Source organism: Psychrobacter sp. ASPA161_9 (assembly GCF_051970275.1).
Taxonomy (GTDB): domain Bacteria; phylum Pseudomonadota; class Gammaproteobacteria; order Pseudomonadales; family Moraxellaceae; genus Psychrobacter.
On sequence record NZ_JBEFNI010000001.1, the window covers coordinates 37,363 to 52,148 of the forward strand.

A 14,786-nucleotide genomic window follows, 5' to 3' on the forward strand; every position below is an offset into this window, starting at 1 on the left:
TAACTAATAAGGATTGAGCTATGGCTGTCGGAAACGTTGCAGTACCCAATACTATTTATCCCATTGACGGTATCAAATTAAGTGCTACCGCAGCGGGCGTGCGTTATAAAGATCGCGATGATTTAGTGGTAATCGAAATTATTGAGACTGCAACCAGCGCAGTTGTGACTACTAAAAACACATTTTGCGCTGCACCCGTACGTGTATTGCGCGAGCACTTTGCCAAGACCAGTCCGCGCTATTTAGTGACCAATACAGGTAATGCTAATGCGGGTACAGGTGCTGATGGCAAACGTCGCGCAGAAGAGATTTGTGCTGCCTTAGCTAGTAAAGCTGGCGTAGATACCAATACGGTATTGCCGTTTTCTACTGGCGTGATAGGCGAGCCGTTAAATAGTGAAGCAGTCATAGCAGGGCTAGATAAGGCTCTAGCCAATTTAGGTGCTGATAACTGGTTGGCAGCAGCTAACGGAATTCGGACGACTGATACTATCCCCAAGCTGGCGAGCCAAAAGGTAGATATTGCAGGTACTAGCTATCATATTACTGGTATCTCAAAGGGCTCAGGCATGATTCGCCCTAATATGGCGACGATGCTAGGTTATGTCGCAACGGATGCTAATATCGCTGCTGATCTATTGCAAGAGATGTTGATTGCTATTAATGAGCAGTCTTTTAACCGCATTACCGTCGATGGTGACACCTCAACCAATGATTGCTGCGTATTGATAGCAACAGGCGCTGCCAGCTCACAGGTAATCGACAGCCCTGAACATCCACATTATCAGTCTTTATTTAGCGCTCTAACTGAAGTGTTTGTACGTTTGGCACAATTAATTGTGCGTGATGGTGAGGGTGCAACGAAATTTATGACTGTAAAAGTTACTGGTGGAAAAACGACTCAGGAATGCTGCGATGTGGCTTATGCAGTCGCGCATTCACCATTGGTAAAAACAGCATTCTTTGCGAGCGACGCTAACTGGGGGCGTATCTTAGCGGCAGTTGGTTATGCAGGTATTGAGGATTTAGATACAGAGCAAGTCGATGTATATCTAGATGAAGTTATGATTTGTCAAAACGGTGGTGTAGCGCCTAGCTATACGGAAGAAGCGGGCAAGACAGTCATGAGTCGCCCTGAAATTACCATTCATATTGACTTAGCACGTGGCGATGCTAGCGATACTGTCTATACTTGTGATTTATCCTACGATTACGTCAAAATTAATGCTGACTATCGTAGCTAGTTTGAGTCTTTCACTAAAGTATGTTTCGTTATCAAATACCAGTCATAAGAAAATACCACAATCAGCAGTTAGTACGATTAGTTAACATCAGTTGCAAATACTGACGTTACGTTACAAAGCAGTTATAGAGGCAGAGCTTACTCACGACCTATACTAATTGCAGTACAACAATAAGCAGTACTGCCTATGTTTGGCTATTTAATTTAGCTTTTACTTAGCAGTACTCATTATTGACGCATTTATCTGAAGATGATATATCGTACCTCCTTATTTATATTAATAACAAATAAGAGGATGATATTGAATTGATAAGATAGTAACGATTTAACTATAATTAATTGAGGGTATAAGAATGAAAAAGTTAGCAATTGCAGCATTTGCAGCCACTTTTGCATTGGCAGGTTGTTCTACGATGGGTTTAGACGACGAGCGTACCATGGTTGTGGAAGGCCAAGCGGTAAATGTCAAAGTAGTTAATATTCCAAGCTTCAAAGTAGAAATCGCACCACGTAAAGCGCTTTGTGAGCGTATGGATACTACTGGTAATACAGTCGAAACTCAGTGCCTACAATATCGTCAGAGCTATCAGAAGAACTACAACACGTTAAACGGTAACATCCAAGGTTTTACGTATGAGCCAAACTATCGTTATATGCTAGACGTACGTCAAGAAGCGCTTGCTGATACCGCGTCTGGTGTGGTTAAGCCTGTTTGGATCTTGAATGAAGTAATTTCAAAAACTGCTGAATAATCATTTCTGATTGCAGTTATTGAATGATTAGTAAGATTTCATAGAAAAAGCCTCTAATTCGTTAGAGGCTTTTTTTTTGGCGTTTATCGAGCTTCGATTATAAGCTTCGATGCTAAAATTTTATTTTAACACTGGCTATAGTTAACACTGACGCCGTGAGTCGCAGTAGGTATACGATTGTCGGCATAAACAGCTAGACCGCCACGCGCTGTTTCTTTGTATTTATCCGACATATCAGCACCAGTTTGTTTCATCGTTTCGATAGCTTTATCTAGTGAGACAAAGTGCTGACCGTTACCACGGCAGGCAAGACGAGCAGCATTAATAGCTTTTACTGCGCCCATCGCATTGCGCTCGATACAAGGTACTTGCACTAGACCGCCGACAGGGTCGCAAGTAAGACCTAAATTATGCTCAATCCCAATCTCAGCGGCATTAAGACATTTGGCAGGGTCACCGCCCATAATCTCTGCCAATGCAGAAGCGGCCATTGCACAAGCAGAGCCAACTTCGCCTTGACAGCCAACTTCAGCACCAGATATTGAAGCGTTTTGTTTGATTAAACTACCAATTGCGGTAGAGTTTAATAGAAATTTGCGAGCACCTTCTTGACTGTAGCTCGCCAAAAAGTCGCGATAATAGCACATGACGGCAGGAATGATGCCAGCAGCGCCGTTGGTTGGAGCCGTTACGACATTACCGCCATTGGCGTTTTCTTCATTAACTGCTAGGGCATATAAATCAACCCAATCCATTGCTGCAAGCTTATCGTTTTTTGTACTCGGCTGATCTTTTTCTGCACACAGCTGTAAGTGCAGCGCTTGAGCACGGCGTTTAACATCTAAGCCGCCTGGTAATATACCGCTGTTTTGACAACCTTGCTTAACGCATTCTTGCATCACTTCCCAGATAGAATCTAGATAGGCAAAAATTTCTTCTTTATCACGATAATGGCATTCGTTTGCTAATACTAGCTCACTAACACTTAAGTCATGTTGACGACATTGCTCAAGAAGCTCTGCTGCCGTATTAAAAGGGTAAGGGACTATATCAATCGTTGGTGTACCATGATCCTCATCTGGATTATGAGCATCATCGTCATTAATAACGAAGCCACCGCCGACTGAGTAATAAGTTTGCTGGTAATGAGTATCGTCTGCCAATATGGCACGAATTGTTAGCGCATTAGGATGGTAGGGTAGGACAGTATCATCGTACCAGTAGATATCACGCTCTGTGTCAAAGGCAATGACGTGCGAACCTGCAACATTCAGCTCTTTATCTGAAAAAATCGGCGTAAGATATTGGCTGGTCAATCGCGTATCAATAGTACTTGGGGTGTGTCCAAGTAAGCCTAAGAGAATAGCTGTATCGGTAGCATGACCTTTACCTGTCGCAGCGAGTGAACCATATAGTTCAATCTCTAATCTCTTGATATCAGTCAACTCAGATTGCTTACTCAAAGAAGCCAAAAACAAGTTAGCTGCTATCATAGGACCTACGGTATGTGAGCTTGAAGGGCCAATACCAATTTTAAATAAATCAAATACACTAATCATAATAAGTTACCAAAACAGTAAAAGTGAGTGAGCATGGTTTTTCATTTTAAAAACCTAACCTTTTAAAAACATTGCATTCTAAACAGCTTTATAACATAAACGCATTTGCAGCCTAATTCATAGTGCTAGCATAATAGATATGACAGGCAACAATAGATGTAGGGTACTGCTTAATAAGTTTGGAGCATCGTCTATGAAAATTTTTAAACGCAGTAGTACGGATGACGGGAGAATAATAGCTTTTGTTTATTATTAAATTCCGTTATGATGCTCGGCATCGACGCTTATGTAACATCCTGTAAATGGTTGCAGCTATCATAAATATCAAGAGGCGAGCAACCGATGCGGTAGATTTAGTAGAACATATCTGGACTCAGACATCTAGCAAAATATGACAAATTTGTATAAACAAATTCCCTTTATCAATTATTTTGATGATGAGAGTTGAGCTGAATAATTATCGCTAGATGAATTGGGTAGTATGGTGCGATATACTGGATAGGATGGTGCTTGCGTCATTAATTCTTTATTCATCCTTTTTAGCTATTATTCTCGGCCACATAGGACACGCGCGCATGGCAACCCCCTCAGAAGACCCCTCTAAATCAAAGCACTCCTCTCAATCAAAGCATTCTGAAACAGACCGTAGCTCTCAAGAACAGAATCCTTTAACGGCGCTAGAAGCAGCTGGTATAACTCCCCCTACTATGAAACTAACAGATAATCCAGACTTTGATAATGGGCGTTGGTTCCCTACATGGCAACCTTACCGTGGCGATCTTGACCACAATCCTGTCGGTATTAACGAGTATCTACCACCTTCTAAGAGTATCTTGCTTGGTATTCAACATACCTTTGCTATGTTTGGCGCGACCGTCCTTGCGCCGCTATTAATGGGTTTTGATCCCAACCTAGCTATTTTGATGTCAGGTATCTGTACGGTGATGTTCTTTATGATTACCGGTGGGCGCATGCCTAGTTACCTAGGCTCAAGCTTTGCTTTTATTGGTCCAGTAATTGCTGTCACTGCTTATGCAGGCGTAGGCTTCAATAGCAATTTAGATGTCGCTTTGGGCGGCATTATGGCCTGTGGTATTATCTATGCGCTAATAGGTTTATTGGTGATGAAGACTGGTACGGGCTGGATTGAGCGCCTGATGCCACCTATCGTCACTGGCGCGATTGTAATGATTATCGGTCTTAATCTAGCACCAGTTACTATCCAAGGCGTATCGGCTAATCAGTTCGATGCATGGATGGCGGCACTGACTGTGCTACTAATCAGTAGCGTGGCAGTATTCACACGCGGGATGCTGAGACGTTTGTTATTATTGGTTGGTTTGGTATTATCGTATATCGCCTATTTTGTGATGACGAACGTGCTAGGTTTTGGCACGGCGATTGATTTTACTAGTGTGGCTGCTGCTTCATGGTTTGGTTTGCCAAGTATTCATGCACCGCGCTTTGAGATGAGCGCTATTATCTTGATTGCACCTGTAGCATTTATTCTTGTCGCTGAAAACCTTGGACACTTTAAAGCAGTAGAGGGAATGACCAAATCACGCGTTACTCCTTATATGGGTCGCGCGTTTTTTGCTGATGGCGTGGCAACGACATTCTCAGCAGGCTTTGGCGGTACTGGTGTAACGACTTATGCTGAAAACATCGGCGTAATGGCAGTAACCAAGGTTTATAGTACGACTATTTTTGTCATAGCGGGTCTAGTCGCTATTTTACTAGGACTATCACCAAAGTTTGGCGCTATTATTCAGACTATTCCTCCAGCATTATTGGGCGGCGCTTCTATCGTAGTGTTTGGCTTGATTGCTATTGCTGGCGTGAAAATTTGGATAGACAGTCATATTGATTTTAGCAAAAACAGCAATCTAATTATTGCTGCGGTCACTGTGATTATGGGTACAGGTAACTTTAGCCTGCACCTAGGTGGTTTTGATTTGGGTGGTATTGGTACGGCAACTTTGACGGCTATCGTGCTTAATGCATTGTTTAACAGCCAAAAAGATTAAGACGTAGCTCATTATTACTTAGCTATTCTTACACTTAGGTGTCTTTAGATTACCTAGCAGCCTTTACTTATATTTACGTTTATAAAATCTTGAGAAAAAACGATAACGACGCAGCGCGCGTGGCTTAGGTTTGACTGAACCTAAGTAAATGGCGAACATAGTCAGTAGCGCGCCGCTCCATTGTAAAGTGTTAATAGGTTTGTCCAGCCAGCTATAATCAATAATCAAAGCGGCAACCGGTTCAGTTAATAGCAGCAACCCGGTCAGTGCTAATGACAGTTTAGGAATAGAGTAGGCAATCAGTCCCCATGCCACGCATTGCATCACCGCGCCGTAGACCAACACCCAACCAAGCTCTGACCACGTGTTAGGCATTATATTGCCCATATCAAAAACAAACATTGGCACTATCATAGCGAACACTCCACCAATGCTAATCAATTGCATTAATACAAATATGGGCGTTGGTTCTGTGTCGTGAGTCTTACGAATAAAGGTCATGGACGCCGCTAGCATGGCACCTGATACAATCCCAGCAATAAAGCCCCAAGTAGCGTCACTATTGTGGGCAAACTCAGGGCTACCAATCATTGCCACTCCCAGCATCGCTAGGCACAGACTCAGCAATTGCAAGATTGACTGGCGCTCGCTAAAGTATAAAAAACCAATTGCAGCTAAAAAGAAAATCTGCAAACTATTAAGTAAGGTTGAAATACCGGGGCCAACAGCATAAATACTCTCATGCCAAAGCGCTAAGTCTAATCCTAAAAATACTCCCGATAATAAGCCGTAAAAGATTGCACGCCTTGAACGTGGCATCCGCTGACCAGTCAATTTAGCCAATACCGCAAATATGACACCTGAAATAGCAAGACGCCAAAACGCCATTGCCCAACCGCCAATATCGACATGGGCTACGATTAGGCTTCCTAAGCCAAAAATAATACAACCAATCGTTAAGCCGATGGATGCAGAACGTGAAGAGGCAACAGCCATAAGTTGTCCTTATACCGCGATTATGGGTTCAGATAGGCAAATAAAAGTAACGCTCAGGCTATCGTGACTGTAGCGAAGAATTCTAAATTTACAGATTAAAAGAACAAGATTAAAACATTGAGCTTATAGTGGTGTTATGAACTAGGTATATATTTAACAGCGGACTAAAAAGCGGTTTTAGGATGTACAATTGTAAACGGTTTAGGCAGTGAGATAAATACCATAAGCACTGATTAAAAATAACGACAATGCTTAGCTGTGAATGTTCAGCACGCCTTAATACATGACAGAATTTTGACAGTGTATCTATATCGCAGTTACATCCTTACAGGACTAGTGTTGGTTAAAACTGTCCCATTTGCTAATGTAATAGCTTGTAATCACAACTATTAATCGCTTATTATCCTATTGTCTTTCGCACTTCTATTTTTTGCACGTTTTATTGTCATTACTCGCCTTTGATATTAATTGTCATCGGCATTAATACTTTCAGCTTAGGTTTGAATATGTCTCAAAGATCTATACAGAAATGGCCAATAGCAGGGCAAATATTATCAAAACGCCAGTCTCTGCCGCTATTAGTATCTACTTTATCACTATTACAAGCGCCACGACTATACTTGATGGCTGGTGTATTGTTAAGTACGATATTTGTTATGCCGACAGCCGAAGCAGCCAGTTGTAAAACACCCAAAAGCTACTATAAAAACGTTGCTTGTACAGCTGCTAGTGGTTATTTCTTGGCGGTAACAGATTTTGGAGCACCGGTTGCATTAATCGATAATAAAGGCAAAAGGGTCGTTGATCTATCACGCTATCAAAAGGTTGATGCTGATAAGTTGTCAAGCGGTCTATTGCCTGTACTACGCCACGGCCGTGTCGGTTACATTAATATGCAAGGTCGTGAGGTCATTCCTACTATTTATGATATGTTCAAGGGTAATGGCGGCTGGGCGCGTCCAGTATCTGAAGGACGTATCGTTGTAAAAAGGAATGGCGACTATGGCGTGATCGGTACAGGCAATCAGACGATTGTACCATTTACATCTACGATCACTGACATTGATGATTATCGAGGCGGGGTAGCACGCATACGTAGAAACCAGTCAACGAGCTGGCTGGACAAAAACGGCAAAACTACTAGTGACCCTAATGCGAAAAATGAAAATAATGAGGCTATGTCTGCTTCAAATAACGCATCACCAAATAATGCAGCGTCGAATAATGATCCAATGTCTGCTGCTCAAATAAAGTCACCAAGATCTACGCCTTTTACAACCTTGCAACCGGATCAGCAAGATGGACGCTGGGGGTTTGTTGATGATAAGAATGTCACTATGATTACTTATTCATTTGACGAAGTACGCCCGTTTTCTGAAGGTTTAGCTGGCGTGCGTGTAAATAATAAATGGGGCTTTGTGAATTTAGGCGGTGAGTTGGTTATCCCATTTAGATTTGATAATGATGGTTTAATTACGGATAGCGTTGATAGTAATAAAAATGAAAGTAGTATTAAGACCGAAACTAATAATGAAAATCTAAATCTTAGTGAAAGCGAAAGTAATGTTAAAGGTACAAGTAATATTGAAATCGAGTCTGCATTTATATTTGAAGACAATAAAGCTTGGGTAGGTAATCTTAAAGATGGCAGTAAGATTTGTATTGATAAAGAAGGCACTAACGTTAGCTGTGGATAAATCTGTATCAATCAAATATTAGCTGATGTTAGAGAGTATTTAATACTCTCTAATCTTACAAAGCAAGAAAGAGGTTAAGATGCATAATTAGTTTATGCATCTTAACCTCTTTTTTTATTTATCTGTTCTGCTAAAAACAGGCCTATGAAGGCTGTTTATCCTAGTAAATGGTTACGAATCAAATCAACGAGATAGGGTTGATAGTACGCTGGAATATCATGTGCCATGCCTTCGATTAAATGAAACTTAGCATTTGGAATAGTCTTGGCCACTACGCGACCTTGCGAAGCGGGCAGTAAGCCATCGGCGCTACCATGAATAACAATAGTCGGAGCTTTAACTTGCTTACTAAAGCGGCTAATAGAGCCTGATGCCAAGATAGCATTCAGTTGTTGCACAGTGCCCAACGGATGGAAATTACGCTGATAGCGAATCTTGGCAATTTCACGTACCGTGCGCACATTAACATGTCCTGGCGTTCCTACCGTCTTCATAAACCAAACGCTATGACGCACGATATCACGTTCTGAGTGACTCTCAGGACGATTGATCAAGGTATATAACTGCTTAGGCTTAGGAGGTTTTAAGAAGGCGCGGTTGGTTGTCGTAAACATCAGTGCCAAACCCTGCACCAAACTTGGATAACGCGCTGCAACAATCTGTGCAATCATGCCACCCATTGAGGCGCCAAGTAAATGCGTGCTACCGAGATTCAAGGCTTTAATCAGACGTGCGGTATCCTCGGCCATATCGGTCAAATTATAGGCAACCTGTTGGCTCTTATTGGACAGGCCAGTTTGCAGACGCAGCATCATTTTAAGTTGGCTAACACGCGGTAGACCTTCAATCTGAACTTTAGAAGACAGACCAATATCGCGATTATCAAAACGAATCACAAAAAACCCAGCATCGATCAGACGTTTAATAAAATCGTCCGGCCAAAACACCATCTGTGAGCCAAGGCCCATAATCATAAGTAGCGGCGGATTCTCAGGATTACCGCCAGCTTCGACGCATAGGTTGATGCCATCACCGATATCTAGCATTGCTTGATAAAGATGATCACTTAGATCTGATACTCGCCAATTATGCTTGCCAAGTTTTTCCCAAACAGGTGTAGGATAGCTAGATGTTGCATTACTAGTTACGTTACTAGATGCTATATCAACAGGTGCTAAAAGGTTGCCAGAAATCTCGGGCAAACCTGTCACCTCAGATTCGCCTATAGCTTGTGTGCCTGTAGGCTCATGCTGGCTGGGATGTTTTGGGTCATTAGAGTAATTTGAATTCGTCATGAGATATCCTAGTTAGAGTTCCGTGAACCTAGACTTCCATCATCTCAAAATCCAACTTACCAACGCCGCATTCAGGGCATGTCCAGTCATCAGGAATATCGTCCCATTTGGTACCAGGCGCAATACCTTCTTCAGGGCAGCCAAGCTCCTCATCATAGATCCAGCCACACACAATACATTCATAACGTTTCATACATAATCCTATCAATTGTTACTAATTTTATAGCTTGTTAGCAGCCCGCAAAAACGCACGTAGTCTATCATATAACGACACTTTACGTAGTTAAGTTTACACTTGTATATTGAGATAAGTAAGCATTTATCAAGTTATAGATTGTTTTTTATTGCATTTAATTGACTGTCCTCTATCGAGTTTAACCGTCAGAATAAGCCTGACTATGCTATTATAGCCGCCGCTAACTGCTGAATTTCACGCATTATTTATTGCCGTTATATCATTTTAAATGAAGGGTTATTATGAGCGCTATCGCCGCCACTACACCAGCTAACATCCAATCTGAGCAGTTTAATGTGCTTAATACTGACCATCCATTTTGGCAAATTATACGTACTGTACCTGACTTCCCAAAAGTTGGCATTGATTTTTATGATATTACACCGTTACTGCGCAGTCATATCAATGAGGTCATTGATGCGTTGCTAGCAGCGTTGCCTGAAGGACTGATGGACGAGGTGGATTGTTTAGGTGCTGTCGAGGCACGCGGTTTTGTATTTGCAAGCTTGCTTGCTGGTCGCTTGGGTAAAGGCATGATATTGCTACGCAAGCCAGGTAAACTACCACCACCAGTTGCAAATAAAGCATATGCGCTAGAGTATGGTAAAGATACCCTAGAGATGCAAAATAACTTGCCACCTGAGCGCGTACTATTAGTTGATGATATCTTGGCAACTGGTGGTACGTTAACGACCGCTTATGAATTGTGTAAGTCAGCTGAGCATACGGTAGTAGGGGCTTTAGTATTACTCGATTTAGTTAATTTGCATGGCGAGTTTCCAGTGCCTGTTTATACAGTTTTAAGGGCTTAAATATAGCTCTTAAAATACGCAAAAAGCGCTCCAACTTAATTGTCAGGGCGCTTTTTTTAAATGATACAACAAGCTAGATTTTTAATTCAAACAGTATTAAATTATGGTGCTATTTTTTACTTAATAACTAACTTTAGCGCATTGCCGTTAGGGTTTGAGCTAACTCATCACGTGCACCGATAAAACCATCAATGCCTTTTGGCAGTAAGTTCTGTGTGACTTTATCTTGTTGATAAGCATTACTAAACTCTTCATGGGTTAGGCTTACCTTTTTCATCGCATCCAAATCCATTGACATGCTAGGCGATAGCTGGCGAGTAACAGTGACGTCCATTGCGGCGAGCTCATCAATAAGGTTTGGTGCAATAGTTAATAAATCACAACCTGCTAGCGCGATTATCTGCTCAACCGAGCGAAAGCTTGCACCCATAACTTGAGTATCATAGCCGTGCTGTTTAAAATATTGATAAATGAGCTTCACTGACTGTACGCCCATATCATCAGAGACAGGTACATTTTGGCGACTTTGCTGGCGTTTTTGCCAATCTAAAATGCGCCCAACAAACGGTGAAATTAGCGTCACGCCTGCATCAGCACAAGCGACGGCTTGGTGTTGCCCAAATAACAAAGTCAAGTTGCAATGAATACCTTGTGTTTCAAGATAACGCGCCGCCTCAATCCCTTGCCATGTGGCAGCCATTTTAATCAATACACGCTCAGAATCGACGCCTGCTTTTTGGTAAGCTTCTATAAACTCTAACGCTTTATCAATGGTCGCTTGCGTGTCATAAGATAAACGCGCATCGACTTCTGTAGATACGCGACCTTCAATCAATTCTAAAATATCACAACCAATTTTAATGGTAAGTGCGTCAATGACTGCATCTACGTTATCATTATGCCGACTCATTGTCTCTGAGAGCATCGCTTGGTTGTCAGGATTAATAAGTGCTTTAGTTATGAGGCTTGGATTGGTGGTCGCATCAATCGGTTTTAGTCGCGCAATGGCGGTAAGGTCGCCTGTATCTGCGACAATAGTGGTCATGGTACTAAGTTGTTTTAATGCGCTCATCATACATCCTTATGGAAACGGTTAACGGTGGCTATTCTCATAATAGCGATACGGCCAATATCTAGTATGAAACTGTAGCATAGTTTGCTGCGTAATTTCGCCTGTTAGTAAGTTTTAGACTATTGTATTGAACAGATGTGCTCGAAAACTACAGACGGGGTTGCTCATTATAAGAATTTTGCGCCATTTAGCTCATTTACGCATGGGCACTTTGCATGGTTTTTGCTATAGTAGAGGCGGTCGTCTGATTACCTATCAAATTTACCCATAGTTAACTTGTAAAAGGTAAGCTATAAAAGCTAAATTATACAAACCGAATTATAAAAACTGAGCTGTAAATAAATTATCGTTAATCATATATAGCGACAAGGTTAGATAAAAGGTAGAGAAAAAGATAGGGAAGAGATACCTCAAATATATTAGTGAAATGCTAAATTCGTTAGCATTTAAGATCTTAGTGATACATAACAGTTATAAAAAGGATGGGCGGTAATGAGTGAGCAGTCATCAGATCAAAATATGGACAATCTAAACCCAACTGCCGCAGGCGTCAGCGATACCTCGACCGACCAAGAGTTTTTAAACCATCTGCGCCAAAGTATCGACGCAGTAGACTCTGAAATTCATACACTGATTAACGATCGTGCCAAGCTGGCTCAGCAAGTGGCAACCGTTAAAAAGGAGCATGTGGCAAAGAGTGGTGTTGCCGCTGATCGCAACCCTATCTTTTATCGTCCTGAACGTGAAGCACAAGTATTAAAAGCCGTCATGGAGCGTAATACTGGCCCAATCGCTGACGAAAAGATGGCACGTTTGTTCCGCGAGATTATGTCAGTTTGCTTAGATTTAGAAGCGCCGCAGCGTATTGCTTTTTTAGGTCCTGTCGGTACTTTTACTCACGCTGCTGCCTTAAAGCATTTTGGTAAAGCTGCTGATACGGTGCCGATGACGACTATTACTGATGTGTTCCGTGAAGTCGAAGCGGGTACCGCTATGTATGGCGTGGTACCCGTTGAAAACTCCTCAGAAGGTGTGGTCAACCATACCTTAGATGGTTTTTTGTCTTCAACGTTAAAGATAATTGGTGAAGTTGAGCTACCCATTCATCAAAACTTCTTAGTGGCTGAACACACCAAAGTTGAGAGCCTAAGTCGTATTTACTCGCATCAGCAGTCGCTAGCGCAATGCCGACATTGGCTCGATGTAAATTTCCCTAATGTTGAACGCGTTGCAGTATCGAGCAATGGCGAAGCTGCTCGTCGTCTCAAAAACGAATGGCATTCAGCTGCCATCGCGGGTGATGTGGCCGCTGCCGAGTATGATTTACATAAGCTTTACTCAAATATTGAAGACAACCCTAGCAATACCACACGCTTCTTAATTATTGGTCATGAGGCAATTGCCCCATCAGGACAAGATAAAACCTCTATTGTGGTCTCAGCTTATGATAAAGCTGGTGCATTGATCGAAATACTTAAGCCGTTGTCTTATCATGGTGTATCAATGACCAGTATCGAGACCCGCCCTGAACGTCCTAACAAATGGGCCTATGTCTTCTTTATTGATATGGATGGTCATATCCAAGATCCAAATGTTAGCGCTGCTATTGCTGATATCCGTCCGTTGGTGAAGGATGTGCGTGTACTAGGCTCATATCCGAAAGCAGTGCTATAGTTTATCCACTATAAAAGAGTTACAGCGTTAAACTCGCTTGAAATATTACATGTACATTTGCAATTGGTCGCCTTGTAACTCTTTTAAATTGAAGAAACTATATAAGCTAGGTTAGGTAAACCACTTTTTGTTATTAGTTCATCATTGGTATTAATACGTAATAGATGGGTCACAACATCTAAGGACAGATCATGCAGTCTACTAAATCGACAGTGTTAGAATTATCACCCTTGACTCCGGCCTATGACAGTATCTTAGAGCTGGCACCGTATCAAACTGGTAAGCCAGTTGAAGAGTTGACTCGCGAATATGGCGTTTCTGATGTGGTAAAGCTGGCGAGCAATGAAAACCCAATAGGATGCTCGCCACAAGTTACGCTAGCTATTACCGAACAGCTAGGAAAGCTGGCACGTTATCCAGACGGAAATGGTCATTATTTAAAGCAAGCGCTTTCTGACTTCACTGATGTAAATATAGAGTGTATTACTTTAGGCAACGGCTCTAATGACTTGCTTGATATTTTGGCACGCAGCTTTGTCAGTGCTGATGATGCGGTAGTGTATAGTCAGTATGGATTTATCATCTATCCGATGGTGACAAAAATGCAAGGGGCGACAGGTATAGAAGTACCTGCGCATCGCTTTGGCCATGATTTGGATGCCATGCGTCAAGCAGTAGAAGATAATCCTAATACCAAGATGGTTTTTATCGCCAATCCCAATAACCCAACAGGCACTCTGCTTCAGCATAGAGAACTGCATAAGTTTGTTGCAAGCGTCCCAAGTTCGGTGTTGGTAGTATTGGATGAGGCCTATATCGAATATAGCCCTGAAAGCAATAACCGTGCGCTGTTAGATGAGTTTGACAATGTGGTTATTGTGCGTACTTTTTCTAAAGCTTATGGGTTAGCAGGTTTGCGCGTTGGTTACGCACTCAGCTCAGCCGCCGTGGCTAATTTGCTCAATCGTATCCGTCAACCGTTTAATGTCAGCCGCGTTGGCTTAGCGGCTGCTGTAACGGCTCTTTGCGATCAAGGTTTTATTGAAGAGACGATTAAAACCAATCAAGAGCAAATGCTTTGGTTAGAAAAGCAATTTGACGCGTTGGGACTGGCATTTATTAAATCGCATGCCAACTTTATTATGATTGAGATTGAGGATGCCGCTGATATCTATCAAGCATTACTTGAACAAGGTGTCATCGTACGCCCACTTGCTGGTTATGGTCTCAATGACTGGTTACGTATTACTGTAGGCATCGCAGAAGACAATCTACGCCTCATTGATACTTTACGCTCCATCTTAACCAATGACTAGGTAAATACAGTTTACGTAGTGCGTTTTGAAATTTAATAAATAGTCTTTATAGTTTCATAATTAAATGTTCAATTCACTCTAATTATTAATTAAAAATATTATTTCTGT

General features: G+C 41.9%; 12 protein-coding genes. 7 read left to right on the forward strand and 5 right to left on the reverse strand.

What is annotated here, in order from left to right; translation table 11 throughout:
- The first annotated feature begins 20 nt into the window (after positions 1-20).
- Positions 21-1,244, forward strand: a complete 1,224-nt coding sequence (gene argJ, locus ACTQ9S_RS00175; protein WP_068035640.1) for a bifunctional glutamate N-acetyltransferase/amino-acid acetyltransferase ArgJ — start codon at positions 21-23, stop codon at positions 1,242-1,244.
- Between the two features lie 352 nt (positions 1,245-1,596).
- A complete protein-coding gene (locus ACTQ9S_RS00180; protein WP_068035642.1) occupies positions 1,597-1,995 on the forward strand; it encodes a DUF4377 domain-containing protein in 399 nt (132 codons plus the stop codon).
- Between the two features lie 125 nt (positions 1,996-2,120).
- On the opposite strand, the gene ACTQ9S_RS00185 is transcribed toward ACTQ9S_RS00180, so the two are convergent.
- A complete protein-coding gene (locus tag ACTQ9S_RS00185) occupies positions 2,121-3,557 on the reverse strand; it encodes an L-serine ammonia-lyase (protein ID WP_275477976.1) in 1,437 nt (478 codons plus the stop codon).
- Positions 3,558-4,261: 704 nt separating this feature from the next.
- On the opposite strand from ACTQ9S_RS00185, the gene ACTQ9S_RS00190 reads away from it, so the two are divergent.
- Positions 4,262-5,581 carry a solute carrier family 23 protein gene (locus ACTQ9S_RS00190; protein ID WP_203226530.1) on the forward strand — a complete coding sequence of 440 codons (1,320 nt, stop codon included), beginning with the start codon at positions 4,262-4,264 and terminating at the stop codon, positions 5,579-5,581.
- A 63-nt stretch (positions 5,582-5,644) separates the two neighbouring features.
- On the opposite strand, the gene ACTQ9S_RS00195 is transcribed toward ACTQ9S_RS00190, so the two are convergent.
- A complete protein-coding gene (locus ACTQ9S_RS00195; RefSeq protein ID WP_068035649.1) occupies positions 5,645-6,577 on the reverse strand; it encodes a DMT family transporter in 933 nt (310 codons plus the stop codon).
- Between the two features lie 506 nt (positions 6,578-7,083).
- On the opposite strand from ACTQ9S_RS00195, the gene ACTQ9S_RS00200 reads away from it, so the two are divergent.
- Entirely contained in the window at positions 7,084-8,274 is a 1,191-nt protein-coding gene (locus ACTQ9S_RS00200; protein WP_440453163.1) for a WG repeat-containing protein, read from the forward strand.
- Positions 8,275-8,429: 155 nt separating this feature from the next.
- Here the strand turns inward: ACTQ9S_RS00200 and ACTQ9S_RS00205 are convergent, their stop codons facing one another.
- Positions 8,430-9,569 (reverse strand): alpha/beta fold hydrolase, encoded by a 1,140-nt coding sequence (locus tag ACTQ9S_RS00205; RefSeq protein WP_440453164.1) that lies wholly within the window; start codon positions 9,567-9,569, stop codon positions 8,430-8,432.
- 28 nt (positions 9,570-9,597) lie between these two features.
- A complete protein-coding gene (locus ACTQ9S_RS00210) occupies positions 9,598-9,762 on the reverse strand; it encodes a rubredoxin (RefSeq protein WP_058368698.1) in 165 nt (54 codons plus the stop codon).
- Positions 9,763-10,046: 284 nt separating this feature from the next.
- Between ACTQ9S_RS00210 and ACTQ9S_RS00215 the strand changes: the two genes are divergently transcribed.
- The gene (locus tag ACTQ9S_RS00215; protein WP_440453166.1) at positions 10,047-10,616 is read left to right on the forward strand and encodes an adenine phosphoribosyltransferase; all 570 of its coding nucleotides are present in this window, start codon (positions 10,047-10,049) and stop codon (positions 10,614-10,616) included.
- Between the two features lie 133 nt (positions 10,617-10,749).
- Here the strand turns inward: ACTQ9S_RS00215 and ACTQ9S_RS00220 are convergent, their stop codons facing one another.
- Positions 10,750-11,688 carry a transaldolase gene (locus ACTQ9S_RS00220; protein ID WP_350656297.1) on the reverse strand — a complete coding sequence of 313 codons (939 nt, stop codon included), beginning with the start codon at positions 11,686-11,688 and terminating at the stop codon, positions 10,750-10,752.
- Between the two features lie 492 nt (positions 11,689-12,180).
- Here ACTQ9S_RS00220 and pheA point away from each other — a divergent pair, with 492 nt between their 5' ends.
- Both pheA and hisC read left to right on the forward strand, forming a co-directional pair.
- The gene (gene pheA, locus ACTQ9S_RS00225) at positions 12,181-13,362 is read left to right on the forward strand and encodes a prephenate dehydratase (RefSeq protein WP_350656298.1); all 1,182 of its coding nucleotides are present in this window, start codon (positions 12,181-12,183) and stop codon (positions 13,360-13,362) included.
- Between the two features lie 191 nt (positions 13,363-13,553).
- Positions 13,554-14,678: a histidinol-phosphate transaminase gene (hisC, locus tag ACTQ9S_RS00230; RefSeq protein ID WP_068035659.1), complete on the forward strand. Its 1,125-nt coding sequence runs from the start codon at positions 13,554-13,556 to the stop codon at positions 14,676-14,678.
- Positions 14,679-14,786 lie beyond the last annotated feature (108 nt).

Coding starts and splice junctions, on each gene's coding strand:
- argJ (WP_068035640.1), top strand. CDS start 21: ATGGCTGTCGGAAACGTTGCAGTACCCAATACTATTTATCCCATTGAC.
- ACTQ9S_RS00180 (WP_068035642.1), top strand. CDS start 1,597: ATGAAAAAGTTAGCAATTGCAGCATTTGCAGCCACTTTTGCATTGGCA.
- ACTQ9S_RS00190 (WP_203226530.1), top strand. CDS start 4,262: ATGAAACTAACAGATAATCCAGACTTTGATAATGGGCGTTGGTTCCCT.
- ACTQ9S_RS00195 (WP_068035649.1), bottom strand. CDS start 6,577: ATGGCTGTTGCCTCTTCACGTTCTGCATCCATCGGCTTAACGATTGGT.
- ACTQ9S_RS00200 (WP_440453163.1), top strand. CDS start 7,084: ATGTCTCAAAGATCTATACAGAAATGGCCAATAGCAGGGCAAATATTA.
- ACTQ9S_RS00205 (WP_440453164.1), bottom strand. CDS start 9,569: ATGACGAATTCAAATTACTCTAATGACCCAAAACATCCCAGCCAGCAT.
- ACTQ9S_RS00210 (WP_058368698.1), bottom strand. CDS start 9,762: ATGAAACGTTATGAATGTATTGTGTGTGGCTGGATCTATGATGAGGAG.
- ACTQ9S_RS00215 (WP_440453166.1), top strand. CDS start 10,047: ATGAGCGCTATCGCCGCCACTACACCAGCTAACATCCAATCTGAGCAG.
- ACTQ9S_RS00220 (WP_350656297.1), bottom strand. CDS start 11,688: ATGAGCGCATTAAAACAACTTAGTACCATGACCACTATTGTCGCAGAT.
- pheA (WP_350656298.1), top strand. CDS start 12,181: ATGAGTGAGCAGTCATCAGATCAAAATATGGACAATCTAAACCCAACT.
- hisC (WP_068035659.1), top strand. CDS start 13,554: ATGCAGTCTACTAAATCGACAGTGTTAGAATTATCACCCTTGACTCCG.